The 25,250-nt window shown below is 39.5% G+C and carries 26 protein-coding genes and 2 tRNA genes; 2 read left to right on the plus strand and 26 right to left on the minus strand.

Features of this window, described 5'->3' with window-relative positions:
* Nucleotides 1–200: 200 nt before the first annotated feature.
* The 5 genes from secA to IGI79_RS09750 all read right to left on the minus strand — a co-directional run bounded on the left by secA (nucleotide 201) and on the right by IGI79_RS09750 (nucleotide 6,202).
* Complete coding sequence (gene secA, locus IGI79_RS09730; RefSeq protein ID WP_195475775.1) at nucleotides 201–2,735, minus strand: preprotein translocase subunit SecA; 2,535 nt, start codon at nucleotides 2,733–2,735, stop codon at nucleotides 201–203.
* Between the two features lie 217 nt (nucleotides 2,736–2,952).
* A complete protein-coding gene (gene hpf / locus IGI79_RS09735) occupies nucleotides 2,953–3,504 on the minus strand; it encodes a ribosome hibernation-promoting factor, HPF/YfiA family (protein WP_010734910.1) in 552 nt (183 codons plus the stop codon).
* 136 nt (nucleotides 3,505–3,640) lie between these two features.
* Nucleotides 3,641–4,183, minus strand: a complete 543-nt coding sequence (locus IGI79_RS09740; protein WP_317742866.1) for a ComF family protein — start codon at nucleotides 4,181–4,183, stop codon at nucleotides 3,641–3,643.
* Nucleotides 4,184–4,322: 139 nt separating this feature from the next.
* On the minus strand, nucleotides 4,323–5,648 hold the full coding sequence (locus IGI79_RS09745; RefSeq protein WP_195274231.1) for a DEAD/DEAH box helicase: 1,326 nt from the start codon (nucleotides 5,646–5,648) through the stop codon (nucleotides 4,323–4,325).
* Between the two features lie 263 nt (nucleotides 5,649–5,911).
* The gene (locus tag IGI79_RS09750) at nucleotides 5,912–6,202 is read right to left on the minus strand and encodes a DUF7662 domain-containing protein (protein WP_010734907.1); all 291 of its coding nucleotides are present in this window, start codon (nucleotides 6,200–6,202) and stop codon (nucleotides 5,912–5,914) included.
* Nucleotides 6,203–6,333: 131 nt separating this feature from the next.
* Between IGI79_RS09750 and IGI79_RS09755 the strand changes: the two genes are divergently transcribed.
* On the plus strand, nucleotides 6,334–6,978 hold the full coding sequence (locus IGI79_RS09755; RefSeq protein ID WP_438846071.1) for a YigZ family protein: 645 nt from the start codon (nucleotides 6,334–6,336) through the stop codon (nucleotides 6,976–6,978).
* 84 nt (nucleotides 6,979–7,062) lie between these two features.
* Here the strand turns inward: IGI79_RS09755 and IGI79_RS09760 are convergent, their stop codons facing one another.
* Both IGI79_RS09760 and IGI79_RS09765 read right to left on the minus strand, forming a co-directional pair.
* On the minus strand, nucleotides 7,063–7,770 hold the full coding sequence (locus IGI79_RS09760) for a GntR family transcriptional regulator (RefSeq protein WP_010734905.1): 708 nt from the start codon (nucleotides 7,768–7,770) through the stop codon (nucleotides 7,063–7,065).
* A 237-nt stretch (nucleotides 7,771–8,007) separates the two neighbouring features.
* On the minus strand, nucleotides 8,008–12,237 hold the full coding sequence (locus IGI79_RS09765) for a 2-hydroxyacyl-CoA dehydratase (RefSeq protein ID WP_195274229.1): 4,230 nt from the start codon (nucleotides 12,235–12,237) through the stop codon (nucleotides 8,008–8,010).
* 173 nt (nucleotides 12,238–12,410) lie between these two features.
* On the opposite strand from IGI79_RS09765, the gene IGI79_RS09770 reads away from it, so the two are divergent.
* Nucleotides 12,411–13,019 (plus strand): TetR/AcrR family transcriptional regulator, encoded by a 609-nt coding sequence (locus IGI79_RS09770; RefSeq protein ID WP_029594141.1) that lies wholly within the window; start codon nucleotides 12,411–12,413, stop codon nucleotides 13,017–13,019.
* Nucleotides 13,020–13,071: 52 nt separating this feature from the next.
* Here the strand turns inward: IGI79_RS09770 and IGI79_RS09775 are convergent, their stop codons facing one another.
* The 19 genes from IGI79_RS09775 to smpB form a co-directional block, all read right to left on the minus strand.
* Nucleotides 13,072–13,242, minus strand: a complete 171-nt coding sequence (locus tag IGI79_RS09775) for a hypothetical protein (RefSeq protein ID WP_010734900.1) — start codon at nucleotides 13,240–13,242, stop codon at nucleotides 13,072–13,074.
* 117 nt (nucleotides 13,243–13,359) lie between these two features.
* Nucleotides 13,360–13,431, minus strand: a tRNA-Gln gene (locus IGI79_RS09780).
* Between the two features lie 6 nt (nucleotides 13,432–13,437).
* Nucleotides 13,438–13,518, minus strand: a tRNA-Tyr gene (locus tag IGI79_RS09785).
* Between the two features lie 87 nt (nucleotides 13,519–13,605).
* Complete coding sequence (locus tag IGI79_RS09790; protein ID WP_010734899.1) at nucleotides 13,606–13,839, minus strand: DUF2969 domain-containing protein; 234 nt, start codon at nucleotides 13,837–13,839, stop codon at nucleotides 13,606–13,608.
* A gap of 74 nt (nucleotides 13,840–13,913) precedes the next feature.
* Nucleotides 13,914–14,798 carry an ROK family protein gene (locus IGI79_RS09795; protein ID WP_065095665.1) on the minus strand — a complete coding sequence of 295 codons (885 nt, stop codon included), beginning with the start codon at nucleotides 14,796–14,798 and terminating at the stop codon, nucleotides 13,914–13,916.
* A gap of 65 nt (nucleotides 14,799–14,863) precedes the next feature.
* Entirely contained in the window at nucleotides 14,864–15,313 is a 450-nt protein-coding gene (locus IGI79_RS09800; protein WP_104776153.1) for a GNAT family N-acetyltransferase, read from the minus strand.
* Between the two features lie 32 nt (nucleotides 15,314–15,345).
* Complete coding sequence (gene yidD, locus IGI79_RS09805) at nucleotides 15,346–15,621, minus strand: membrane protein insertion efficiency factor YidD (RefSeq protein WP_010734896.1); 276 nt, start codon at nucleotides 15,619–15,621, stop codon at nucleotides 15,346–15,348.
* Nucleotides 15,622–15,833: 212 nt separating this feature from the next.
* Complete coding sequence (locus IGI79_RS09810; RefSeq protein WP_010734895.1) at nucleotides 15,834–16,010, minus strand: DNA-directed RNA polymerase subunit beta; 177 nt, start codon at nucleotides 16,008–16,010, stop codon at nucleotides 15,834–15,836.
* 14 nt (nucleotides 16,011–16,024) lie between these two features.
* Nucleotides 16,025–17,326: a UDP-N-acetylglucosamine 1-carboxyvinyltransferase gene (murA, locus tag IGI79_RS09815; protein ID WP_010734894.1), complete on the minus strand. Its 1,302-nt coding sequence runs from the start codon at nucleotides 17,324–17,326 to the stop codon at nucleotides 16,025–16,027.
* A 95-nt stretch (nucleotides 17,327–17,421) separates the two neighbouring features.
* Nucleotides 17,422–17,652, minus strand: a complete 231-nt coding sequence (locus IGI79_RS09820) for a DUF1146 family protein (protein WP_029594144.1) — start codon at nucleotides 17,650–17,652, stop codon at nucleotides 17,422–17,424.
* Nucleotides 17,653–17,963: 311 nt separating this feature from the next.
* Complete coding sequence (locus IGI79_RS09825; protein WP_010734892.1) at nucleotides 17,964–18,386, minus strand: F0F1 ATP synthase subunit epsilon; 423 nt, start codon at nucleotides 18,384–18,386, stop codon at nucleotides 17,964–17,966.
* Nucleotides 18,387–18,399: 13 nt separating this feature from the next.
* Nucleotides 18,400–19,806: a F0F1 ATP synthase subunit beta gene (gene atpD / locus IGI79_RS09830; protein WP_010734891.1), complete on the minus strand. Its 1,407-nt coding sequence runs from the start codon at nucleotides 19,804–19,806 to the stop codon at nucleotides 18,400–18,402.
* A gap of 22 nt (nucleotides 19,807–19,828) precedes the next feature.
* Nucleotides 19,829–20,731: a F0F1 ATP synthase subunit gamma gene (locus IGI79_RS09835; RefSeq protein ID WP_010734890.1), complete on the minus strand. Its 903-nt coding sequence runs from the start codon at nucleotides 20,729–20,731 to the stop codon at nucleotides 19,829–19,831.
* A 13-nt stretch (nucleotides 20,732–20,744) separates the two neighbouring features.
* The gene (gene atpA / locus IGI79_RS09840) at nucleotides 20,745–22,301 is read right to left on the minus strand and encodes a F0F1 ATP synthase subunit alpha (protein WP_010734889.1); all 1,557 of its coding nucleotides are present in this window, start codon (nucleotides 22,299–22,301) and stop codon (nucleotides 20,745–20,747) included.
* Nucleotides 22,302–22,323: 22 nt separating this feature from the next.
* A complete protein-coding gene (atpH, locus tag IGI79_RS09845) occupies nucleotides 22,324–22,866 on the minus strand; it encodes an ATP synthase F1 subunit delta (protein ID WP_010734888.1) in 543 nt (180 codons plus the stop codon).
* Nucleotides 22,853–23,377, minus strand: coding sequence for a F0F1 ATP synthase subunit B (atpF, locus tag IGI79_RS09850; protein ID WP_104871740.1), 525 nt, complete (start codon nucleotides 23,375–23,377; stop codon nucleotides 22,853–22,855). The genes atpH and atpF overlap by 14 nt, the downstream gene beginning before the upstream one ends.
* A 101-nt stretch (nucleotides 23,378–23,478) precedes the next feature.
* Nucleotides 23,479–23,694, minus strand: coding sequence for an ATP synthase F0 subunit C (gene atpE, locus IGI79_RS09855; RefSeq protein ID WP_010734886.1), 216 nt, complete (start codon nucleotides 23,692–23,694; stop codon nucleotides 23,479–23,481).
* Nucleotides 23,695–23,743: 49 nt separating this feature from the next.
* Nucleotides 23,744–24,463 carry a F0F1 ATP synthase subunit A gene (gene atpB, locus IGI79_RS09860; protein ID WP_010734885.1) on the minus strand — a complete coding sequence of 240 codons (720 nt, stop codon included), beginning with the start codon at nucleotides 24,461–24,463 and terminating at the stop codon, nucleotides 23,744–23,746.
* Between the two features lie 301 nt (nucleotides 24,464–24,764).
* Entirely contained in the window at nucleotides 24,765–25,229 is a 465-nt protein-coding gene (gene smpB, locus IGI79_RS09865) for an SsrA-binding protein SmpB (protein WP_010734884.1), read from the minus strand.
* Nucleotides 25,230–25,250: the final 21 nt, after the last annotated feature.

Below are 25,250 nucleotides of genomic sequence, written 5' to 3' on the forward strand. Positions count from 1 at the left end.
TTTTGCGGATTCCACCTTATTTCTTGAGGCTCAGTACTGTTTGACCTCAGGGAAGTCATAAAACAAAAAATAGTGCTTTAAGATTCCCTATCTATTTTAGTTTGTGAAAAGGAACGATCACTCTCATATGAGGGGAGTTCCTTTTCTGAATTGATCAAATCTTATTGTTCAGTATGAACGATTTCTTTCAATAGGAAAGATTACATTTCATTCTTGCCGTGACAATTTTTGAATTTTTTACCACTGCCACATGGACAAGGGTCATTACGACCAACTTTATTGACACTGACAGGCTGTGATTTCACATTCAATCGACTGTTTTCTTTCGCGCCGCCTTCTGTTGGTTGAACAGGCTGTCCTTGAGATACTTGTTCACGTTGGACGTTTTGACGGATCTCCGCTTTCATAAAGATACGTGTTACTTCGTATTCGATTGCACCAATCATGTCTTCAAACATTTTGTAGCCTTCTGTTTGATATTCGACAAGTGGATTGTTTTGTCCGTAAGCACGTAGTCCGATCGATTGACGTAATTGATCCATTGCATCGATGTGGTCTGTCCATTTTGAATCGACAACACGTAAGATCACGACTTTTTCAAACTCAAGTAATTGCTCAGGTCCATTTAGTTGTGAAGCTTTCGTATTAAAGATTTCTTGTGCTTTTTCATTTAAGAATTCTTTGATTTGTTGCGGTGTCTTGCCTTCTAGATCAGCCAATGAAATACTGTCTTCATGAACAAGTGTACTACCAGCAAAGTCAACGATCCCTTCAAGGTTCCAGTTTTCCTTTTCAAGTTGAGTATGTGCATCTACTACTCGACTGATCGTTCGTTTGACCATATTCATCAATGGTTCAGATAGACTTGTTTCTTCCATGATGACGTCTTGACGTTGTTTATAGATGACTTCACGTTGTTCACGCATCACGTCATCGTATTGAAGAACGTTTTTACGTGTGTCGTAGTTGTTTCCTTCTACACGTTTTTGCGCAGATTCAACTTGTTTCGACAACATCTTACTTTGGATCACTGCATCTTCTTCACCGATCTTCATGCGTTCCAAGAAAGCTTTGATTCGTTCTGAACCGAATCGTTTCATCAAGTCATCTTCAAGAGACAAGTAGAATTGTGACATCCCTGGATCTCCTTGACGACCGGCACGTCCACGTAACTGGTTATCGATACGTCTTGATTCGTGACGTTCTGTACCAATAACGGCTAATCCACCCAACTCACGAACACCTAGACCTAACTTGATATCCGTACCACGACCAGCCATGTTCGTTGCAATCGTAACTGCTCCTTTTTGACCAGCATTCATGATGATTTCGGCTTCTTTAAAGTGGTTTTTGGCATTTAGTACTTCATGAGGGACGCGTTCTCGGTTCAATAAATCAGAAAGCAATTCAGACGTTTCAACAGCGACAGTACCTACAAGAACAGGTTGTCCTTTGCGGTAACGATCTTTGATATCTTGAACGACTGCATTGAATTTGCTTGTCAATGTCGGATATAACAAATCTGGACGATCATCACGAATGACCGGACGATTTGTAGGGATTTGAATGACTTGGATGTTGTAGATTTCTCTAAACTCTTCTTCTTCTGTCTTCGCTGTCCCTGTCATACCAGATAATTTCTTATACATACGGAAATAGTTTTGGAATGTGATCGATGCCATCGTTTTTGTTTCATCTTCGATCTCCACGCCTTCTTTGGCTTCAATCGCTTGGTGTAAGCCATCAGAATAACGGCGTCCATCCATGATACGACCAGTAAATTGGTCAACGATCATTACTTTTCCATCTTGGACCACATAGTCGATATCTAAAATCATGATATAGTTTGCGCGTAATGATTGATCGATATGATGCGTTAAAGCAGAATTTTCAATATCATATAAGTTATCTAAACCGAAAGTTTCTTCGGCTTTTTCAATTCCCGCTTCAGTCAAGCTGATCGTTTTTGATTGAACATCGATTTTATAATCTTCTTCTTCTTTCAATCGTTTGACAAAGTTATCAGCACGCGTATATAACGCAGTTGACTTTTCTGCTTGTCCAGAAATGATCAATGGCGTTCTTGCTTCATCGATCAAGATCGAATCGACTTCATCGACGATCGCATAGTTCAATGGACGTTGTACCATTTGATGACGATAAACGACCATGTTGTCTCTCAAATAGTCAAACCCTAGCTCGTTGTTTGTACTATACGTAATATCACAATTGTAGGCTTCACGTTTTTCATCTGCTGATTTTGAATTGATATTCAAACCAACTGTCAAACCTAAGAAGTTGTATAACTCACCCATCTCATTGGAGTCACGGGTAGACAAGTATTCATTGACAGTAACTACGTGAACGCCTTCTCCTGTCAAAGCATTTAAATAAACAGGCATCGTAGCAGTCAAGGTTTTCCCTTCACCGGTACGCATCTCTGGAATATTTCCATCATGAAGGACGATCCCCCCCATCAACTGCACAGGGTAAGGGTACAATCCTAATACGCGTTTTGCTGCTTCACGAACGACTGCGAAAGCTTCTGGTAAAAGTTGATCTAATGTTTCCCCTTTTTTATATCTTTCCTTAAATTCGGTTGTCTTTGCTTTTAATTGTTCATCTGTTAATGCTGCCATATCATCAGCATGAGCTTCGATTTTTTTTACAATATTTTCTAAACGTTTTAGTTCTTTCTTATCATTTTCGATAATCGAACGAATAAAATTGGCCATGCGTTGTTTAATCTCCTTTTATATAATATCCAAACTATGTAGACTCTGTTTCTTATTTTATCATTAGTTGTGGATAAATGAAATAACTTAAGACAATTAAAGTGATATCTTCATAATTATTTCATATTCTTTTTTATCTATTCAATCCGAAAAAAAAGCTTGCAGTAGTCATTAGAGACCACTGCAAGTTTTTCTCATGTTATTATTTCGTTATTTCTCAATCAGTTTCGATCAATCCATATTTGCCATCTTTACGACGGTAAACAATGCTTGTACCATTCGTTTCTGCATCTTCAAAGATGAAAAAGTTATGGCCTAACATATTCATTTGTAAAACAGCTTCTTCGCTGTCCATTGGTTTCAATGACAGGCGTTTTGTACGCACGATATCTAATTCAGACTCATTTTCTTCTTCGTCTTCATTATTGAACATAACCGCCGCATTTGCTGTATTCAAACCAGTTTCACGAGATTTGCGATTGATTTTTGTTTTGAATTTGCGGATTTGACGTTCCAATTTATCAACAACCAAATCAATACTTGCATATAGATCTGGTGAAGTTTCTTCGGCACGTAATACGAGATAAGGTAATGGAATCGTAACTTCCACTTTTGCTGTTTTTTCAGTATAAACTTTTAAATTCACATGCGCCGTAGCATCGGGAGCATCGCTGAAATAACGTTCTAATTTTCCTACTTTTTTCTCTACGTAGTCACGAATCGCTTCAGTTACTTCGATATTTTCGCCGCGTACATTATATCTAAACATAAAAACTACCCCTTTCATCTACCACAATCAAGAAGGAGAAGGACCACTCTTTCCCTCTTCTTACTTCCATTATATCGAACTCGTAAGCATTTGCAAACTAAATCGCTGTCATTTTACTGCTGTTTCTACAAAAAGCTTATCTAGCAAGTGAGAACGTCTGTACTTTATTGGGTGACTGCGCCAATAGGCAGGTCGCTGCATGGAACATCGTCTGGCCAGTCGTATAAACATCATCGATCAGTAAGATATTTTCCCCTTTGATTTTCAGTGTAGATGGCTGATAAACAAATGGTTGTGATGTAGACAAACGTTGCGCTCTTGTTTTCTTGGCTTGTGGTGTATGATGTTTTCCTCTGATCAGCAATTCTTGAAAAGGAAGCCCTGCAGCTCTCAATAGTTCACTCACTTGGTTGAATCCTCTTTCGTTGATCCTTTCTGTAGACAATGGGATTGGACAAAAAACAAACGATTTGTACTGTTTTCGCAATTCTTGCAACTCTACGCTAAAGGTATGCGCCAACTGGATATCACCCATGAATTTATACTGTTTGAGCCAAGTTTGGAACGCTTGATCATAATGAAAGAACGCACGATGACAAAAAGGATAGTCAGGGTAACGCGTTTGCCAACTCAAACAATCTCGGCAATAGTCATGCTGATCGACAGCCTGTCTATTCACTACTTTTTGGCATCCCTCGCACTGATAGCTACTCTCCTGTTGTATTCGTTGGAATAAACATTGACACTCCTGGCAACATCTCGCGATTTTTTTCAGTCCAAGCAATTCGCCAATTGTTATATTTCTACTAAAGGTTTTCTTACAGTATACGCAATTCATCTCGTTGCTCTTTTCCTTTTTTATTCATTTGTTTGATTTCTTTACACGCTTTTGCGATGGCAGGTGTCTTTTCTTCATAGAAAAAATAGACCTGACTATTCGTGAATCCTCCCTTTCGATCGGCACGCCCTGCGATTTGGACTAGTGAAGATTTGCTGAAGACTGGATGGTCGGCGCCTAAAACAATGACGGAGATCCGTTCAAATGTTACCCCACGCTCTAAGATCATCGTGGTCAAAAAGACATCGTATTGTTGCTCTCTCATATTTTGGACTTTTCTACTACGTGCTTCATCTTTAGAAGAGGCGGATGTCATACGACAAGACAGTTGTTTTTTTAATTGTTTTTCCAATTGTTCCATTAAGGAGATACTCGGGCAAAATAATAGCACATGGTTTTCTTTGACTAGCTCTTGGATCAAGCGACACAATCGTTGATTCTTTTTTGGGTGCAAACAGCGATTTGCCCACTGATCCCAAAAAAGCAGTTTCGGTTCTGGCAATAATCGTTGATGAAAGCGTAAAGCCAACTGATGAACAGTCATAGCTGTTCGGCTTTTTTTCAATAACTGGTCATCGGGTGTCGCACTTAAATATATCAGTTGGCCATTTCTTTGTAGCGCGGTTTCCACTGCATAAGCTAACCCTTGATCCCCCACAAATGGATAAGCATCCACTTCATCTACTACTAAAAGAGCAAATGCTCGGTAAAAACGATACAACTGATGCGTCGTACAAATCACTAAAGAACCAGAACGATAAGGTTCTTCTGCTTTCCCATGAAGCAAGCGGATCGTTTCTTCTGGGAAGACCTTTCTTAGTCGTAGGTTTAATTCCTGACAAACATCGATCCTTGGTGAGGCGATAGCAACTCTCCCACCTTTAGCTAAGGTAGCGCGGATACTGGCGTAAAGCATCTCCGTCTTGCCTGAACCTGTAACTGCCCAAACCAAATGCTCACCCGATCGTTCACATAGATCATCCGAAATTTGCTGTTGTAATGTTGTCAGCTGACCTTCCCAACAGTCATTTATATGACGTTTTTTCCCATTTGGTTGTTCGAATAAGTAGAGCTGTTGTTGTGTATCGCAACGCCCTAATAACAAACAGTGGGGACAGTAATAGCTAGATTCATTGATTTTCGCTTCTTGCAATGGAGTTGTTTGACTGCAACGATTGCAATAAAGCTGCTTCTTTTTTATTGTGACTGCATCGACCATTTCATAGTTCAATTTTTTATAGTAATGTTCATTCCCAGATACTTCTCTAGTTAACAAGCGTCTCCCATAAAAATCCTCTGCTTGCATGTGCGCTTCTCTCCCTTCGTAAAATAGATACGCCAAAAAAGAAATCTTTCATGCAAAATAAATCGTATTTGATCAAATTAGAAAAATAGCCAGTAAACGAATCAGCCAGCTCTAAGATTTTAATGGAAAACAAAAAAAGTATGAAACTGAGTCAGCGTGCCATTTCTTTTACAGAAACTTCCGGACTCAGATCATACTGATATATGTAGCTAGAGCTAAATTTGGACTTGAATCGAGTGATCCGATCAACAGATGAAAAGTAGTTATTCGTCAAACAACCAACTGGATTTGACTAATTGATTGAATACGATAAATTCTTTTTCTAAATTGATGACCACTACTTCATAGCCAGCATTGATCCAGCCATAGGCTCCTTTTTCAGGATGTTTATAATCGTTCGCCCACCAATCCGTACTTTCTCGTGCAGAACGGGGCAAGGCACTACTTGGAAAAAGCAACTCATCGATTTGAGTAAATGTCAGCGTGATTTGAGAGCCACCATTTGTCTTTAAATAATGAGTGATGGCATCATACTTTTTGACTCGTTCTTTCATGTTACGCACCTCACTTTTCTTTATTATCCCATATTCCCTTCGTTAAGCAACTATTAACATAATTGTCATGCAGAAAAAAATTCTCTATACTTGAAAAGAGACGAGAACAAATAATGAAAGTAGTGAAACAGATGTTAGAACGTTATTACACGATCAAAGAAAATGGTCAAAGTGAGCTTGAAATAAAAAAATCACGTTTTATCTGCTCACTGAAGCGAGTTGAAACGGAAGAAGAAGCAAAACAATTTATCCAAGAAACAAAAAAAGAACATTGGAAAGCCAATCATAATTGTAGTGCGTTCGTGATTGGTGAAAAAAATGAGATTCAACGAAGTAGCGATGATGGTGAACCGAGTGGAACTGCTGGCGTGCCGATGCTAGAAGTCATCAAAAAAAATGAACTAATCAATGTTGCAGCTGTTGTGACTCGTTATTTCGGCGGGATCAAGTTAGGTGCAGGCGGCTTGATTCGTGCATATGCGCACTCAGTTTCCCACGCATTACAAGAAATTGGCATCGTTGAAGGGACATTGCAACAAGAACTATCGATTCATGTTACCTATCCCCAGCTAGGAAAAATAGAAAACTTCTTGGCACTCCAGCAGGTGAATGTGAAAGAAATCCGCTATACAGAAAAAGTCATCGTTGTTTGCATGATCAATGAAAAAGAGGTCTCTGCTTTCCAAGAAGCAATCATTGAACTTTTGAGCGGTCAAGTGACATTTACTGAAGGCGCTGTTTCTTATCATGAACAACTCATTCAAGCAAGAGAATGAGCCTGATCATAGAGAAAAAGACCAAAGAATAGAAGGCAGCTATGCCGATGACTATTCTCTGGTCTTTTTATTCAATATGAACGATCATCTTTCTAAATAAAACTCAAAGCGGTCGCCGACATATTGGGTACGTACGTATTCAAATGGCGTGCCATCTTCAAAGTAAGAAATCTGTCTTAAACGTAAAACGGCATCTCCTCGCTTGACCTCTAAATATTCAGCAATTTTTTCTGAAGCTAAGACTGCTGAAATTGTTTGTTTCGCCGCACCAATCTTGTTTCCTCTTTTTTCTTCGAGTGTTCGGTACAATGACTCCGTAATTTCTGCTTTGCTGTATCCGTCGATGATTTTTTGCGGAATACTCGCAATTTCAAAGCAAATCGGGATATCATCAGCAAAACGAATACGTTCCATTCGTAAGATAGTATCATCTTTTTTTAGTTGCAATTTCTCCATTTCACTCGAACTTGGTGACGTTAGAAAATAAGAAATCGTTCGACTGGATGGTACACGATTTTGTGATTCCATGATTTCGGTAAAACTGGTTGCACCAGACATCTTTTCTTGGACTTTTTCTCGTGCCACGTAGGTACCTGATCCAATTTTTCTTTCAAGGATTCCTTCATCGGCTAAGTTTTGGATTGCTTGTCTTAAAGTCATTCGACTAACATTGAACTTGATGGCTAATTCTCTTTCTGAAGGAAGACGATCTCCAATTTTCCAGACGCCTTGCTCGATTTCACTTTTGATTTGATCGTGAATTTGTATATATACCGGTAATTGATTCGACATAACATCTACCCGTCCTTTCATTTCTATTTTATTATAACTGGTATATACCTAATTCTCAACAAAAAAGAGCCCATCATGCGGTTCATTCCACTGCCTTGCCCTCCGACATAATAGCGTTTGGATAGAGAACTATGATCATTCACTCTTATTCAATAAGTAATTAAAGTAACAAGCCCTTACTATTCTTGCTCGGAAACGACAGAATCAAAAAAGGCTGGCTCAAGTTCACCCAACTAATCATTGATCCAATGTTTTCATGGCCGTTGCCATCATCAAACGGATTCGATTCAATTGATTGACTACGGAAGCACCTGGGTCATAATCGATTGCCGTAATGTTGGCTTTTGGGTAACGATGACGAAGCTCTTTGAATACCCCTTTGCCTACGACATGATTCGGTAGACAGCCAAATGGTTGCATACAAACGATATTAGGCACATCATTTTCCAACAATTCAATCATCTCACCGGTTAAAAACCAGCCTTCACCAGTCTGATTGCCAATTGATAAAATCTGGCTTGCTTCCTCTGCTAATTGATGAATTGGTGTTATTCCATCAAAGCGTTGTGATTTCCTTAATGCTTTATCCATTGGCTTTACAACATATTCAATCAAGCGGATAAGAAACTGCGCGACCCATTTGCTTTTTTTCGAATGACCTAAATGTTCATATTTCCAGATTTGGTTGTATATCGAATAATTCATAAAGCCCATGATATCAGGAACAACGACTTCGGCACCTTCCTCTTCTAATAAACGGACAATATCATTATTAGCTGTAGGTGAATACTTGACTAAAATCTCTCCAACAATACCTACTTTAGGTTTGGTTTGATTCGTTAGCGGGACCGTATCAAAATCATGGATGATTTTTGCCATATTTCGGTTGAAGTGTGTCAAAGATCCATTTTTGACATTGCGCTCCACTCGTTCAAGCCAGCGATGGTGCATTTCATCAATCATTCCTTTTTCTATCTCGTACGGTCGAGTGCGGTAAACGACTCGTTCAAAAAGATCGCCATATAAAAAAGCAACAGCTAAACGTTTCAACAAAGGCAATGTGAACGTAAAGCCAGGAGAAGATTCCACCCCTTGATTGCCGAAAGACACTGAAACTACGGGTATCTGTGGGAAGCCAGCTTCATCAAGCGCCTTGCGAAGTAATGGGATATAATTGGTCGCTCGGCACCCCCCTCCCGTTTGGGTCATCATCACACTGGTATGATTCAAGTCATATATTCCACTTTCTAACGCCTCGACTATTTGCCCAATCGAAATGATTGCCGGATAGCACGCGTCATTATTGACGTACTTCAACCCAACATCAACAGCACTGCCACTTTCACTTGGCAAACAAACGACTTGATATCCCGAGGATTTTAGAGCAACATCAACTAAACCAGATTGATGGATAGGACTTAACATCGGCAACAACAAGGTATGTGTTTTCTTCATTTCTTTGGTAAAGGTGATTTTTTCTGGTGTCAGAAATTGTTTTGTTGGTTGAAAATGTTGTTTGGTTCGTGCATTGACCGCAGCTTTTAATGAGCGCAAGCGTATCCTGATGGCACCTAAATTTGCGCCTTCATCAATTTTCAAAACTGTGTATAACTTGCCATATTGCGCCATGATCTCTTCTACCTGATCCGTCGTGACTGCATCGATCCCACACCCGAAAGAGTTCAGTTGTACCAGCTCCAACTCCTTAGATTTGGCAACGACTCGGGCGGCGGCATATAACCTTGATTGATAGACCCATTGATTCACTACTCGTAATTGCCCAACATCTCCTAGATGAGCGATGCTATCTTCTGTCAAGACATGGAAGCCCTCTTGTGTGATCAATTCTGCAATCCCATGGTTGATTTCCGGATCTAGATGGTAAGGTCGACCTGCGAGGACGATGCCACGTTCATTGTTCTGATGTAGCATCCTCAAGGTTTCTTCTCCTTTTTGCTGAATCTCTTTTTTAAAATCGGCTAATGCTTCATATCCTTGGTGTAAGGCTTCTTTTATTTGATCTTCTGAAAATCCATAATCAGAAAATGTTTGGTGTAACGTCTTTGCCACTGATGCTTCGTTCGCTAGATTCAAAAACGGCTGACGGTAATCGATCCGTCCTTCCCGAATCGCATCGACATTATTTTTGATGACATCTGGATAACTTTGAACGATGGGACAATTAAAATGATTGTCCGCTTGGTTGTTCTCCTTTTGCTCAAAGATCACGCCCGGATAAAAAATACAGGGAACACCAGCATCGATCAGTGACTGGATATGGCCATGCACCAGTTTTGCTGGATAGCAGACGGTATCACTGGAAATCGTGTCGATCCCTTGTTCGTAGATTTCCTTACTCGAACGAGGGGATAAGACTACTCGAAAGCCTAAAGTACGAAAGAAAGTCTGCCAAAGAGGAAAGTTTTCATACATATTCAATACTCTTGGAATCCCGATTTCCCCGTTGACCGCTTCTGTTTTTCTTAATGGACGGTAACGGAATAATTGCCGAGATTTTTCAGCCACTAAATTTATTTTCTTATCGGCTTTTTTGATTTTGATCTGTGCCCCACGTTCACAACGATTACCAGAAATCAATTTCCGACCATCAGAAAATAAAGTGACCGTCAATAGGCAATTGTTCTCACACAACCCACAGTGCGTCAATTCTTTTTCTGTCGTCAACTGAGACAATTCTTCGAATGAGAGTACTTCACTTATTTCCCCTTTTTGATATTCTTCCAAAGCAATCAAAGAAGCCCCATATGCACCCATCAATCCTGCGATAGAAGGACGAACAACTTCTCGTCCACTGATTGTTTCAAATGCTCGCAAGACTGCATCGTTGTAAAAGGTTCCACCTTGGCACACGATCTTATTGCCTAGATCTTCTGGTTTTCTGATTTTGATCACTTTGTAGATCGCATTTTTGATCACAGAATAAGATAGACCAGCCGAGATGTCTCCAACAGAAGCGCCTTCTTTTTGGACTTGCTTGACCTTTGAATTCATGAAGACCGTACATCTGGAACCTAAGTCCACAGGGTTCTTGGCTGAAATAGCAGCAACCGCAAAATCTTGGATTCCATAACCTAATGACTTAGCAAATGTTTCGATAAATGAACCACAACCTGAAGAACAGGCTTCGTTCAATTGAATCGAGGACAATGCACCGTCCTTGATCGTCATTGCCTTCATGTCTTGTCCGCCAATGTCTAAAATAAAATCGACACCTGGTTGAAAAAAATTCGCTGCTTTATAATGCGCCATCGTTTCAACTTCGCCAATATCGATTTTCAACGCACTCTTGATCAACGCTTCCCCATAGCCAGTTACTACCGCTTTACCGATAAAGCAGTCTTTAGGCATTTGCTGATACATATTTTTCAATACGTTGATGGTTGTTTCTAAAGGCTGTCCTTCATTGTTTCCATAAAATGAGAATAATAGCTCTCCTGATTGATTGATCAAGGTGACTTTCGTCGTTGTCGAACCAGCATCAATACCTAGAAAAGCCACCCCCTGATGGGTAGCTAGCGCACGTTCTTGCACCTTCGCTTTTTCGTGTCGGCTGCGAAAATCAGCTAACTCTTGATCGTTCTGAAACAATGGCGCTAAAGAACGAGATGGATGAAGCAACTCTTGCTCTTGGCTTTTCAATTTCTGGATTAATTCACTGAGTGTTTTTTCCTTTGAAGTTTTTGCGTGATAAGCTGCCCCTAATGCTACGAATAGTTGCGGATTTTCTGGAAAAATCACTTCTTCTGTCGATAGACCAAGCGTTTCAATAAAGCGTTGGCGCAATTCGGACATAAAGTAAAGTGGGCCACCTAAAAAGGCGACCTTTCCTTTGATCTTTCTGCCTGCTGCTAAACCAGCGATTGTTTGATTGACGACGGCTTGAAAAATACTAGCAGCGATATCGGCTTTCGCCGCTCCTTCGTTGATCAGTGGTTGTACATCCGTTTTAGCGAATACACCACAGCGAGAGGCAATTGGATAAAGCTGTTGGTACGCTTTAGCTAGTTCATTCAACCCATTTGCATCGGTTTTCAATAGTGCTGCCATCTGATCAATAAACGCGCCTGTCCCTCCCGCGCAGCTACCATTCATGCGTTGTTCTAAAGAAGAACCAAAAAAAGTAATTTTGGCATCTTCTCCCCCTAATTCAATTGCTACATCTGTTTCGGGAATCCTTTCTTCAATCGTTTTTGTACATGCAATCACTTCTTGGATAAAAGGTAATTGTAGATGTTCCGCTAATCCCATACCGCCAGAACCAGTGATGGCAAAAGCAATCCCCTGATCTTGTAAGGTTGTTTTGGCTTCTTCTAATATGTTGATGGTTGCTTTTCTGATATCTGCATAATGTCGTTCGTATTTAGCAAAAAGAGTTTCGCCATGGTTATCAAGAATCACTAATTTTACTGTCGTTGAACCTACATCGATACCTCCGTACATTTTCATCGTCTCGCCACCTTCTTAAAAAAACGCTTTGTTGAACATTGAACAAACCGTCTGTTATACTACATATATCTATTTTAAAACGATTTAGAGCGATTGCAATAAGCAATAATCGTCAGTTTGTGAGATAAACAACAATCGTGTGCGATTTGTCGACCAAAAGTGAGGAGATTTTTATGATGAAGAAAAACGATCTTCGAGTGAAACGTACCAACAAAATGATTATTGAAGCGTTCTTACGTTTACTAGAAACAAAAAGTATGGAGCGAATCACGATCCAAGAAATCGCCGATGAAGCAATGATCAATCGTGCGACTTTTTATGCTCATTTCAAAGATAAACAAGATCTCTATGAGCATTTATTCCATATCGCTATCCAGACATTTACCTCGATCTTAGATTTGGAACCCTTGATGGAAGGCAATAAATTGAAGCTGAAACGGGTCAACCGCGCCTTAACTCAAATTTACCAATTGGTGGCTGAGAACAAAGCCATATTTATTACGACTTTGGACGGCACTTCGATCGAGTTTTTCAGGAAAAAGTTGAAAATTTTCTTATCAGAAAAATATGCCACTATCTTTGATCGTCTAAAAATCACAGAGAACGAACTAGAAGTACCTATTGACTTTATCACAGAATACATAACTGCCATTTTTACTGGTACTTTACATTGGTGGGTCACTAGTGATACCGAGATGACACCACAGCAGTTAGCTACTTTAGTCATCAAATTAGTGGGAAATGGTCACTTGACCGTCTTAGGGATCGAGATTGAAAAATAACAAAAGCTCTGAAGAACACAAGATTATGTGAACTTCAGAGCTTTTGTTATTCTTAACGATTTTTAGACAACCATTTTTTGGTATGATTTGTTGGACGTTTCGCTTTGATTTGGACAAATTTTTCTGATTTTTTCGGTACATGGATCTCTACATTGTACTTCTCCGATTTGATCATATCGTAAATTTTTTCTGCTGTTTCATCTACTTTTTGTTTCCACTTCATTTGTGCCGCCTCCTTTTTTTCTTCTTATATCTACTCTAGCCTATAATAGCAAAATCAGCAAGAAACAAGGTGTTTTACACAAAAAAAAGAGTGATCTGCAACTGATCACTCTAGGAACTGGGGTAGCTGGATTCGAACCAACGCATGAGGGAGTCAAAGTCCCTTGCCTTACCGCTTGGCTATACCCCAATGAAATGGAGGAGAGTGGATTCGAACCACTGAACCCTAAGGAACGGATTTACAGTCCGTCGCGTTTAGCCACTTCGCTACTCCTCCGAAAGGTTTGTATCAACCTGACTTAGTTATAATACCTAATTTTCCAAGTGATTGCAACCCTTTATTGAAAATTTTTTTGATATTTTTTTATTCGTGTAAATTCCAATGACGAATTACTGTTTCTATCGCATTTTCAAGACTTTTTTCTTTGCCAAAGTCTTCTTCTCCCAAGAAAATCTCAAATTCTTTTGGGCCATACGCTAAAATTTCACCGATCATTTTTTTACCAATAAATAACTGCGTTACCTCATATGTGTTCCCTTTGATCGTTTTTTTGATCTCTTCGGTACGCACTTCAATATCTTTATTCTTTTTTGACATTATTTCCCACCTCCTCAATAGTTTATCACATTTAACGGCAGAAAACATTCACTGCGTGCCTTCTATTTGATAATTTATTTTCCTGCTTCTTGTTGCGCTAGATAATTTGCTGCTGCCCCTATCAGGTTCGCATCATTGCGATACTCACACAGGGTGATCAATGGATCAAAATCATTCAACCCAAAATGATTCGTCAATTTTTTCATCCGTTGATTGATTTCTGTCAGTAATCCCTCTTTTGCAGAAATTCCGCCACCCAATACGATCACTTCTGGATCAAAAGAAAATTGAATACTAAATAACCCTTTTGTTAAATAATCATAAAAAGATTCAACTTCTTCTTGTGCGAGAGGATCACCATTTTCTGCTAATTCAAAGACTTCTTTTCCACTAAAGGTATGTTTATCTAATCCTTTGCGTTCACAATACCGCCACGCCATTTGGACTGCCGTTCCTAATGTACTGAATGTATGCTCCCCATTAAGAAACATCAAGCCAAATTCTCCGCCATAAAGATGAGCGCCTTTATTCAATTCACCATTAGTGAACATCGCACCACCTACGCCTGTACCAATCACTACAAAAGCAACATTTTGATAGCCACGAGCAGCACCTTCATAAAACTCAGCCATTCCCGCGCAATTCGCATCATTTTCCATAGCAACTGGCAGACCAAACAATTCCTCTAATTCAGTATAAATATCAAACCCATGGATATAAGGGATCGCGCTGATACCTTCAATCACTTGTCGTTGGCTATTCACAACACCTGGTGCACTAAAGGCGACCCCACTGATTGCTACTTCTTGTGATAATTGTTGGAATACCAACAATAGTTGCGCTTTCATTTCTTTCCATGTAGCTGGTGTTGTGAACTGACCTTTATGTGTTAGTTTTTCTTGTTCCCAATAACCATATTTGACAGCTGAACCGCCAAAGTCGAATGCTAAAATCCCCATGTTTATTTGTTCCTCCTCAATAGTTTTTCATCATTAGTTTCACTATGAAACGCTTTCTTTTTATTCTATAATTCTTTGGCTAAAGTGACTTGATCTCTTAGAAGTATTCCTTCTTCATAGATTGGTTCTGGGTAGTTATTGATGAAGTAATCCTTTTCTCTTGATACTTCTTTAAAGCCTTTTTTCTGATAAAGATGTAACGCTGGATTCGTGATACTTCCTGTACGGATCAGTATTTTTGTTGGTTGTTTGCATTCTTTGCTCAACTGTTCGAGTGCATGGTCAATCAGCTTGCCACCGATTCCACTTCCTTGATGCGCATCAGCAACAGAAACATTCATGATTTCACATTCCGTTTCTCTGATTTCATAAACAAGCACACCAATCACTTCATCCTGCTCTTTCCAGATAAATCCATCGCCATTGGTCACATAAGCGATCACTTTGTTTTTATCAGGATCGGCTTCTAGTAGTAACGCCCATGGTAAGTCACTTTTGTTCAATTGTTGAAACATCGCTTTCTCCCATCTAATAAAAATCAATGACTCTATTTTTTGTATTTTTTATAGTCTGGCATCGATTGATCTTCTTTATTACGCGTCAAACGAAAGTTACGAGGCACATAATCGATACCGCCTTTCACAAATGGGTGGCAACGAAAGATGCGTGCTGTTCCCATTAGGGTTCCTTTGAGCGCACCATGTACTTGGATGGCTTGGATCATGTAATTGGAACAAGTTGGATAATACCGACAACTTGGTGGGAACGCAGGTGAAATAAAACGCTGATATCCTCGAACTAAATAAATTAAAATCTTTTTCATATTTTCATCTCCATAAAAAAGAGGATTGGTCATACATCCACTTACCATCCCCTATAACCGGATAAACGGTGTTCTAAAAGCAATTCCTACAGAAATAAGCGCCAAAACCCAAAAATATGAAAAGCTATTTTCGGATTTTGGCGCTTATTTCTCGGAGCTGTACGCTTTTGCCACAACCTCTTTTTATCTTATCTGTTACCTAGTGTACACACTTAACTAAAGAAATCAAAGATATGCAACCATAAGCTCGGTTGAAAGACCTTGAATGGACTTCCACCGCCAATCAAACCATATCCGATCATTGTTCCAATGATGAATAATAGGAGTACAAGTAAAATGACAGCTAAAATTTTTACCAAACTTATCAAAATATAGCGTGGACTCGTCATCTCTCGTCACATCCTTAAGCGATTGTTTGTGGTGTTTTTTCGACTGGTGTTTCTTCTACATTTACACGTTCCACATCTGCACCTAATTGTTGCAATTTAATATGGAAATTATAATAGCCACGATCTAAATATTTTAGGTTACGAACGCGTGTGATTCCATTTGCTTTCAAACCAGCTAATACGAGCGCTGCTGCTGCTCTTAGATCTGTTGCATAGACTTCAGCACCTTGTAATTCGTGATTACCATCCATGATTGCAATGTTGCCATCAATTTTTACATGTGCATTCATTCTGCGCATTTCTTCAAGATGTTGGAAACGGTTCTCAAAGACTGTTTCAGTCACAACACTTGTACCTTCTGCAACCAACTGGATAGCAGTCATTTGTGCTTGCATATCCGTTGGGAAACCAGGATGTGGCATTGTTTTTACATCTGTTGGTAAAATATGTTTTGGTCCGATGACACGAACGCCACCATCTTCTTCAGTGATCGTTGCACCCATTTCGATCAATTTAGAGATCAATGGACGATTATGCTCAGAAATCGCATCAGCGATCAATAGATTGCCTTCAGTCATTGCTGCTGCTACCATGAAAGTACCGGCTTCGATACGGTCTTGGACGATTGAATGGTTGACTGCATGCAAATGATCAACGCCTTCGATACGCATCGTTTCTGTACCAGCGCCATAAACATTCGCACCCATTTTATTTAAGATATTCGCTAAATCAACGATTTCAGGTTCACGTGCGACGTTTTCAATGATCGTCGTGCCTTTTGCTTTGACAGCAGCCATCATGATGTTTTGTGTCGCACCAACACTTGGAAAATCTAAATAGATCGTATTTCCGATCAGTTGATCGGCGATTGCTTCGATATAACCATTCTTTTGAATGATTTTTGCTCCCAAGGCTTGAAAACCTTTTAGGTGTAAATCGATCGGACGTTTTCCAATCGCACATCCACCAGGCATTGCAACTTTTGCATGACCATTTCTAGCCAATAATGGTCCCATCACAACGATTGACGCACGCATTTGGCTTACGTATTCATAAGGTGCTTCAATTTCTAATTCTCTCGATGCATCAAGTGTCACACGATTATTCTCTTCATCAAACGCTACATCTACGTTCAAATGACGGATCACTTGATTCATAGTGAACACGTCAGAAAGAATTGGCACATTATCTAAAACGGTCGTTCCTTCTTCAGCCAATAAACTTGCGGCTAAAATCGGCAATACCGCATTCTTTGCTCCTTCGATCTTTACTGTTCCTTTTAATTGATTGCCACCTTTTACGATGATCTCTTCCATGTTGTTCCCCCCAAAAAAATCCGTTGAGTATACATTCGCTCAAAATCTTTTTTATTATATCACTTCTTGTTTTAAAATAGTACCTTTTTTTAAAATTATAGGCTGACGAAAAGATTTCGACATAGCGCAATGATCTCTAAGAAAAAACTGCTCGCTGTATACCCTAAAAAAATTGAAAAAAGGACAATTGCCATTCTAATTTGTGTCGTATGCATTGAACGAAAAAAAGCGTCAACGCGTAAAGAACGCAAAGACCAAAAGGCTAAGTAAATAAATGCCAAATGACTAACGATCCGAATGATTGCATCAATACCATATACTTGCATCATTACGCCCTTTCTAACAAATGTTTTTGATAACTAACACACTGATGATACCATAAATTTTATAAAAGTAGAAATTATTGGTTGTAAAAATGATAAATCTCTGTAATTTTCTTGACAAACTCTGAAAAATGGATGAAAAATATCATTTCTTTACACTAAAAAAATAAATTTTATCCTAACAATGAATGTTAAAGAAAAGAAGAGATCGGGAAACACACGTGGCTGCATTAGCACCCATAAGTGTTTGTCCCGATCTCTTCTTTTGGGAGTTGTTCTCCCTCCATAATTCAATTACTTGTCAATTATAGTAATCACTTATGTTTTGATACATTGATACGGTTCACTGCGCGGTGTAACGCAACAGTTGCCCGTTTCAGTTCATTCTTATCTTCTTTTTGTTTGGCTTCTTCGATTTGGCGTTCAGCACGTTGTTTTGCGCGTTCTGCTCGAGTGACGTCGATATCTCGTTCACGTTCCGCACTATCTGCGACGATTGAAACTAAGTTATCGCGAACTTCCATGATGCCGCCGTTCACAGCAATCCAGTCAACGTGTGTATCTGAATCTGTCCGCTTCACACGAACTTCATCGATCGTTAAAGGCACGATGATGGGCGCATGCTGTGGTAAAATACCAAGTTCGCCAGCAGTAGTGCGTGCAACAACGATTGCCGCATGGTGATCATAAACTAAACCATCGGGAGTAACCACATTAACAGTTAAATATTGATCCATGGGGCACCCCTTTCTAGTAGCCTAGTTTTTTCGCTTTTTCGACAACGTCTTCGATTCGGCCGACACTGCGGAATGCTTCTTCAGGAAGGTCATCGTATTTACCTTCAAGAATCTCACGGAAGCCTTTGACAGTTTCTTCAACTGGTACATAAGAACCTGGAAGACCTGTGAATTGTTCAGCTACATTGAAGTTTTGTGATAAGAAGAATTGGATTCGACGAGCGCGTGAAACCAATATTTTTTCTTGATCTGATAATTCATCCATCCCTAAAATAGCGATGATGTCTTGCAATTCACGGTAACGTTGTAATACATGTTGTACTTCAGTCGCTACTTTGTAGTGTTCTTCTCCTACGATTTCAGGAGATAACGCACTTGATGAAGAAGCAAGTGGGTCAACGGCTGGATAGATCCCTTGTTCGGTCAATTTACGTTCCAAGTTTGTCGTTGCATCTAAATGGGCAAATGTCGTTGCTGGCGCTGGGTCAGTATAGTCATCCGCTGGCACGTAGATTGCTTGGATCGAAGTGATCGAACCTTTTTTCGTTGAAGTGATCCGTTCTTGGAGTTGTCCCATTTCAGTCGCTAAGGTTGGTTGATAACCAACCGCTGATGGCATACGTCCTAGTAAGGCAGATACTTCCGAACCTGCTTGGGTAAAACGGAAAATATTATCAATAAATAAGAGCACGTCTTGTCCTTCGACATCACGGAAATATTCCGCAATCGTCAATCCAGTTAGTGCGACACGCATACGAGCACCTGGTGGCTCATTCATTTGTCCAAACACCATCGCTGTTTTTTCGATTACGCCTGAATCTTTCATTTCGTAATACAGATCGTTTCCTTCACGGGTACGTTCACCAACACCGGTAAACACTGAGATTCCCCCATGTTCTTGGGCGATATTATGGATCAATTCTTGGATCAGTACGGTTTTACCAACACCGGCACCCCCAAACAATCCAACTTTCCCACCTTTTAAATAAGGTGCTAATAAGTCAATGACTTTGATCCCAGTTTCAAGAATCTCTGTACTTGTGCTTAATTCATCAAAATTTGGTGCTTTCTTGTGGATCTCGCTTCTTTGGGCATCCTCTGGAAATGGTGCTTCCAAATCGATTGTTTCACCTAACACGTTGAACACACGACCTAATGTTTCTGTTCCAACTGGTACAGAGATCGCTTTACTTGTGTCGATGACTTCCATTCCACGTTGTAGTCCATCCGTCGATTCCATTGCGATCGTACGGATCACACCGTCACCTAATTCTAATGCTGCTTCAAGAACAACTTTTGATTTTTGCTCATCATTTTTATAAACAACTAATGCGTTGTTGATATCTGGTAAGGATTGGTCTAAAGAAAATTCCACGTCGACAACGGGACCGATTACTTGAACAATCTTGCCTGAACTCATCTTTTTTCCTCCAATCTCCTTGCTATTCTAGTGCCGATGCTCCGGCAACAATTTCGGTAATTTCTTGGGTGATCGCCCCTTGTCTTGCACGGTTATAAGAAACCGTCAGATCATCGATGATGTTCGCAGCATTATCTGTTGCGGTTTTCATTGCAGTCATTCCCGCGGCATGTTCTGCCGTTTTCGCATCAACGATCGCACCATAAATCAAACTTTCGGCATATTGCGGCAACAGTTGAGTCAAGATTTCTTCTTTTGAAGGTTCAAAAATATATTCTTGCTCAAAGCTTTTCGCTTCTCCCGGATCTAAATCTGAAATAGGTAACATTTTTTCTACACGAAATTGACTAGTCAATGAATTGATATGATGGTTATAACATACATACAATTCGTCAAATACTTCATTTTGATACATGGTCGTTGCCATGTTCACGATTTTACGAACCTCATCAAAGCTAGGTTGATCAGACAAATTGCGCAGTTCATACGCTAAGTTGATGTCACGAGCTTTAAAGAAATCCGCTCCGGTACCACCAATGGCGATCATGACATATTCATCTGGTGATTGATGGTCTTCTTCCAAGATGGACATGGTTTGTTTCAATATGGAACTATTGTAGCCACCGACTAACCCACCATCAGCTGTGATCACGATATAACCGGTTTTTTTAACTGGTCGACTGATCAGCATACTATTATAATTGACATCTCCTCTTGGATTAGCCGAAGCAATGTCAGTTAATTGTGTTGCTGTTAAATGCGTAACGATTTCTCTCACCTTATTGGCATAAATCTGGAACTTCTGTGAAGAAGCTTCAGATTTTGTCAATTTAGAGGCTGAGACCATTTGCATGGCACGAGTGATTTGGCTCGTCTTTTTCGTTGACGCGATTCGTGTCTTGATTTCATTTAATGAAGCGCCCATTCATCTCACCTCACTATGCATTTTGAATGGATTTCAATTTGTCTTCTGTTGAAGAATTATTTCCTTTTGTTGCCATAAAGATATCTTTGTACTCTTGAATTGCTTGGTTCAACGCTTCTTCTTCAGGAAGATCTTTCGTTGTACGGATCGTTTCAAAGAGATCTGCATGATTTGTCTCAAGATATTCAAATAACTCATGTTCAAAATCTAAAATGCTATCTACAGGGATACTGTCTAAGTAACCGTGTGTCAATGCATATAAGATGACTACTTGTTTTTCCACTGCAAGAGGTGCATGTAATTTTTGCTTCAAGATTTCTACTGTACGACGACCACGATTCAATTTCGCTTGTGTCGCCGCATCTAAATCAGAACCAAATTGCGTAAATGCTTCTAATTCACGATAACTTGCTAAGTCTAGACGCAATGTTCCGGCAACTTTTTTCATTGCTTTGATCTGTGCTGAACCACCAACACGAGAAACTGATAACCCTGCATCTACGGCTGGACGAGTTCCTGCATAGAACAAATCACTTTCTAAGAAGATTTGTCCATCAGTGATCGAAATGACGTTTGTTGGAATATAAGCAGAGATATCTCCAGCTTGTGTTTCAACAAATGGTAAAGCAGTCATTGACCCTCCACCTAGATCATCACTTAATTTTGCTGCACGTTCTAACAAACGTGAGTGCAAGTAGAAAACATCCCCTGGATAGGCTTCGCGGCCTGGTGGTCGACGAAGTAATAAAGAAAGCTCACGATAGGCAACAGCTTGTTTAGATAGATCATCAAAAATGATCAATACATGTTTGCCGTTATACATGAATTCTTCACCCATAGCTGTTCCAGCATAAGGTGCGATGTATAGCAATGGTGCAGGTTGAGAAGCTCCCGCATTGACTACGATCGTATAATCCATTGCGCCATATTTTTTCAATGTTTCTACTTGTGTACGTACCGTTGAATCTTTTTGTCCAATGGCTACATAGATACAAATCATATCTTGACCTTTTTGGTTGATGATCGTATCGATTGCAATCGATGTTTTCCCTGTTTTACGGTCACCGATGACTAATTCACGTTGTCCACGTCCGATCGGTACTAACGCATCGATCGCTTTCAACCCTGTTTGCATTGGTTCGTTGACTGATTTACGTTGCATAACACCAGGTGCCATCGCTTCAACTGGACGTGTTTTGTCCGTCACGATTTCTCCTAGCCCATCAATGGGTTGTCCTAAAGGATTGACGACACGTCCGATCATTGCGTCCCCTACAGGTACTTCCATGATCTTTCCTGTGCGTTTTACTTTATCCCCTTCACGAATGGATTCAAAATCACCTAAGATAATGATTCCGACATCATTTGATTCCAAGTTTTGTGCCATACCATATGAACCGTTCGAAAATTCAAGTAGTTCACCACTCATGGCATTTTCAAGTCCATGCGCACGTGCGATTCCGTCACCAACATAAGTGACTGTACCGATTTCTTCGACTGAAAGCACGTTTTCATAATGTTCAATTTGTTCTTTAATCAAGGCACTAATTTCTTCTGCTTTGATAGCCATTCGATTCACCTACCTCTTTGTACTATCTATTTAATTGATTACGCAATTTTTCCAACTGCGTCCGAATGCTTCCGTCGATCACTTGATGATCTGCTTCTACAATTGCTCCACCAATGATCGTAGAATCAACTTGTTGTTTCAATTCGACCGTTTGGTAGTTCATTGTTTTAGCGACATTTTCTTCAAGTCTAGTCAATTGTTCCGCCGAAAGTGGGACTGCTGTAGTCACACTTCCTAGTAACAAACCATTATTTTCATTGTAACGATGTTCATATTCGTCGATCATCAAAGGTAGATCGTTCATCCGATTGTACATGAACACGACTTCTAAAAAGTTTTTTACGATTCCTTGATAACCACTGACTAATTTGTCCATGATCAATCGCTTTTCATGCGGTTCCAACCGAACATCACTAAGGATACTCCCTAATTCAGGAACATCAGCATAGATTTTACGTAGACTAAGAAGTTCTTGGTAAATTTCTTCTGTATTATTTGAATCGATCGCCAGTTCAAATAATGCTTTTCCGTAACGTCTACCTACTGTATATTTATCTAGTTTCATTTGACGAACCTAGACCTTCGATATATTGATTGATTAAAGATTCGTGCATTTCTGGAGATAATTCTTTATTCAAGATTTTTTCCGCGATTTGAAGAGAAAGTTCAGCTACATCGTCTTTGACTGAGTTCAATGCAGTATCACGTTCCATCGTGATATCCGCTTGCGCTTTATTTTTTAGACGAGCAACTTCTTCTTGCGTCTCCTTCAAAATATTTTGGCGGCTTAATTCTCCACTTTCTTTCGCATGTTTGATGATATCCGCAGCATCAGAGCGAGAAGCCAACAATTGTTGCTCACGTTCTTGTTCTAATTTTGCTGATTTGATGCGAGATTGTTCTGCAGAATCTAAATCATTGGCGATCTTATCTTCACGTTTTTTCAAAATATCGCTGATTGGTCCCCACGCAAAGTGTTTTAATAGGACCATTAATATCAAAAATGAGCCGCTGACAACGATGATATTACCTAACATCGGATTGCCAACTTCTGCAATTGCCAATTGATTCAGCATAGGTTAGCCTTCCTTTCTCTGAGAATCCAGTTTTCTTAGATTGCGTATTTAATAAAATAGTAGATAGCTTTTTTGACTATCGCGCAACCTCAGCATTTTTATTACACACCAAAAACTAGGATCAAGGCGATAACAACACCTAGAATAGGAACGGCTTCGACTAAGGCTACCCCGATGAACATCGTTGTACGTAATTGACCTGACATTTCAGGTTGGCGTGCCATTGATTCAATTGTTTTAGAAATTACTTGACCATTACCGTAACCAGCTCCGATAGCTGCCCCTAAGATTGCGATTGCTGCTGCGATATAATTCATAATTTACTTCCTCCTAAAATAGTTTAAATAGTAATTAAATCTAGTTGTTTTACTCTTCTACTTCGATTTTGTGACTCATATATACCATTGATAAAGTGACAAAGACAAATGCTTGGATGCTTCCGATAAATAGTGAGAACGCGATCCAAACCATCTCTAACGGAATTGCTAAAGGCAATGAGAACCAGCCTAAGCTTGTCATCATTTTTGCGATCAAAGTTAGCAATACTTCTCCCGCATAAATATTCCCATAAAGACGTAAAGCAAGTGTTAACAAGTTTGTGAACTCTTCGATCACCTTCATTGGAAACATAAAACTATAAGGTTTTAGGAACGAGTTGACAAAGTAACCTTTGAAACCGAGCTTCTTCACCCCGAATAGATGAGTAAGTGTGATCATAATAAATGCCAATGTTAAAGTTACAAACGGGTCTGCTGTCGGACTTTTCCAAAGTGTCGTTTCGCTAGGTAAGACGATTTTTGTTACTAAACCGATATTGTTCGCAACAAAAACAAAGAGAAACAAGGTAAATGCCAATAAATGAAAATTATTCAATTCTTTTCTAGGCACATTATCTGTAACGATCCCTCGTGTAAAATCAATGACCCATTCAAGTGCATTTTGCTTTCCAGTTGGCTTCATCTTTAAATTTCTTGTAAAGAAGTAAACTAAAAAGAAAACGATCAAACAAGTTAACAACACCATCAAACAAACAGTCCCATCAAACCAAACCGGTCCAATGTGGAACGTTAGCGAGCGTTCATCCAATCCATTTCACCTCTTTTCCCCGAATTTCACATAAAATCAATTTCATGTGTGTATCTGGTTTTTCTTTATCGGTTTCTAACCAAACGGTATCATACCACCATGAAATAGAAATTTCAAAGTATTTTCATGAAAATTAGACACTTTTTTATTTCAGTCTAAAAATCATCAAAAACATGGATGATATGATGCCTGGAAACTCAGAAAAAACCTGTGATAATCATGTTTCATCAGATTAAATGCTAACAAATTTTATCATTAAGTAAATCTAAAAGCACCGAATATGCGAAAAAGGATAATGAAATTATCTAGAGAAATTTTTTAATGTACGATCAATTTGTCGATCCACATCTTTTCGCTTCAGATCTTCTCGCTTATCATACGATTTTTTCCCTTTGGCCAATCCGATCAAGACTTTCGCATAGCCGTCTCGGATATAGACTTTCAAAGGAACAATCGTGATTCCGGTATTTTTTGTTTCATTCAATAAACGCGCAATTTGCTTTTTATGCAATAACAATTTTCTAGTTCTTAGTGGATCATGATTAAAGATATTCCCTTGTTCATAAGGGCTGACATGGACATTATGCAAAAAAGCTTCGCCGTTTCTCACACGAACAAATCCATCTTTTAAGTTGATACGACTATTGCGAATAGATTTGATCTCTGTACCTTGTAAAACCATTCCTGCTTCCATTGTGTCGATGATCGAATAATCATGGCGAGCTTTTTTATTTTGCGCAATCAGTTTTCCCTCGCCTTTTGGCATTGGACATTCCCCCAATTCATT

The sequence above is a fragment of the Enterococcus sp. AZ084 genome (genome assembly GCF_051714905.1).
In the GTDB taxonomy this organism is placed as follows: Bacteria; Bacillota; Bacilli; order Lactobacillales; family Enterococcaceae; genus Enterococcus_B; species Enterococcus_B pernyi.

Bases quoted from the DNA above. Each gene is read 5' to 3' on its own strand.
- murA (WP_010734894.1), bottom strand. From the start codon at position 17,326: ATGGAAGAGATCATCGTAAAAGGTGGCAATCAATTAAAAGGAACAGTA.
- atpD (WP_010734891.1), bottom strand. From the start codon at position 19,806: ATGAGTTCAGGCAAGATTGTTCAAGTAATCGGTCCCGTTGTCGACGTG.
- IGI79_RS09765 (WP_195274229.1), bottom strand. From the start codon at position 12,237: ATGAAAATGTACGGAGGTATCGATGTAGGTTCAACGACAGTAAAATTA.
- IGI79_RS09810 (WP_010734895.1), bottom strand. From the start codon at position 16,010: ATGACGAGTCCACGCTATATTTTGATAAGTTTGGTAAAAATTTTAGCT.
- secA (WP_195475775.1), bottom strand. From the start codon at position 2,735: ATGGCCAATTTTATTCGTTCGATTATCGAAAATGATAAGAAAGAACTA.
- IGI79_RS09790 (WP_010734899.1), bottom strand. From the start codon at position 13,839: ATGTCAAAAAAGAATAAAGATATTGAAGTGCGTACCGAAGAGATCAAA.
- IGI79_RS09775 (WP_010734900.1), bottom strand. From the start codon at position 13,242: ATGAAGTGGAAACAAAAAGTAGATGAAACAGCAGAAAAAATTTACGAT.
- IGI79_RS09750 (WP_010734907.1), bottom strand. From the start codon at position 6,202: ATGAAAGAACGAGTCAAAAAGTATGATGCCATCACTCATTATTTAAAG.
- IGI79_RS09835 (WP_010734890.1), bottom strand. From the start codon at position 20,731: ATGGGCGCTTCATTAAATGAAATCAAGACACGAATCGCGTCAACGAAA.
- IGI79_RS09770 (WP_029594141.1), top strand. From the start codon at position 12,411: ATGATGAAGAAAAACGATCTTCGAGTGAAACGTACCAACAAAATGATT.
- atpH (WP_010734888.1), bottom strand. From the start codon at position 22,866: ATGAAACTAGATAAATATACAGTAGGTAGACGTTACGGAAAAGCATTA.
- IGI79_RS09755 (WP_438846071.1), top strand. From the start codon at position 6,334: ATGTTAGAACGTTATTACACGATCAAAGAAAATGGTCAAAGTGAGCTT.
- IGI79_RS09820 (WP_029594144.1), bottom strand. From the start codon at position 17,652: ATGCAAGTATATGGTATTGATGCAATCATTCGGATCGTTAGTCATTTG.
- atpF (WP_104871740.1), bottom strand. From the start codon at position 23,377: ATGCTGAATCAATTGGCAATTGCAGAAGTTGGCAATCCGATGTTAGGT.
- IGI79_RS09800 (WP_104776153.1), bottom strand. From the start codon at position 15,313: ATGTTTCAACAATTGAACAAAAGTGACTTACCATGGGCGTTACTACTA.
- IGI79_RS09825 (WP_010734892.1), bottom strand. From the start codon at position 18,386: ATGGATCAATATTTAACTGTTAATGTGGTTACTCCCGATGGTTTAGTT.
- yidD (WP_010734896.1), bottom strand. From the start codon at position 15,621: ATGAAAAAGATTTTAATTTATTTAGTTCGAGGATATCAGCGTTTTATT.
- atpE (WP_010734886.1), bottom strand. From the start codon at position 23,694: ATGAATTATATCGCAGCAGCAATCGCAATCTTAGGGGCAGCTATCGGA.
- hpf (WP_010734910.1), bottom strand. From the start codon at position 3,504: ATGTTTAGATATAATGTACGCGGCGAAAATATCGAAGTAACTGAAGCG.
- IGI79_RS09795 (WP_065095665.1), bottom strand. From the start codon at position 14,798: ATGGGGATTTTAGCATTCGACTTTGGCGGTTCAGCTGTCAAATATGGT.
- IGI79_RS09745 (WP_195274231.1), bottom strand. From the start codon at position 5,648: ATGCAAGCAGAGGATTTTTATGGGAGACGCTTGTTAACTAGAGAAGTA.
- smpB (WP_010734884.1), bottom strand. From the start codon at position 25,229: ATGCCAAAAGGCGAGGGAAAACTGATTGCGCAAAATAAAAAAGCTCGC.
- IGI79_RS09760 (WP_010734905.1), bottom strand. From the start codon at position 7,770: ATGTCGAATCAATTACCGGTATATATACAAATTCACGATCAAATCAAA.
- atpA (WP_010734889.1), bottom strand. From the start codon at position 22,301: ATGGCTATCAAAGCAGAAGAAATTAGTGCCTTGATTAAAGAACAAATT.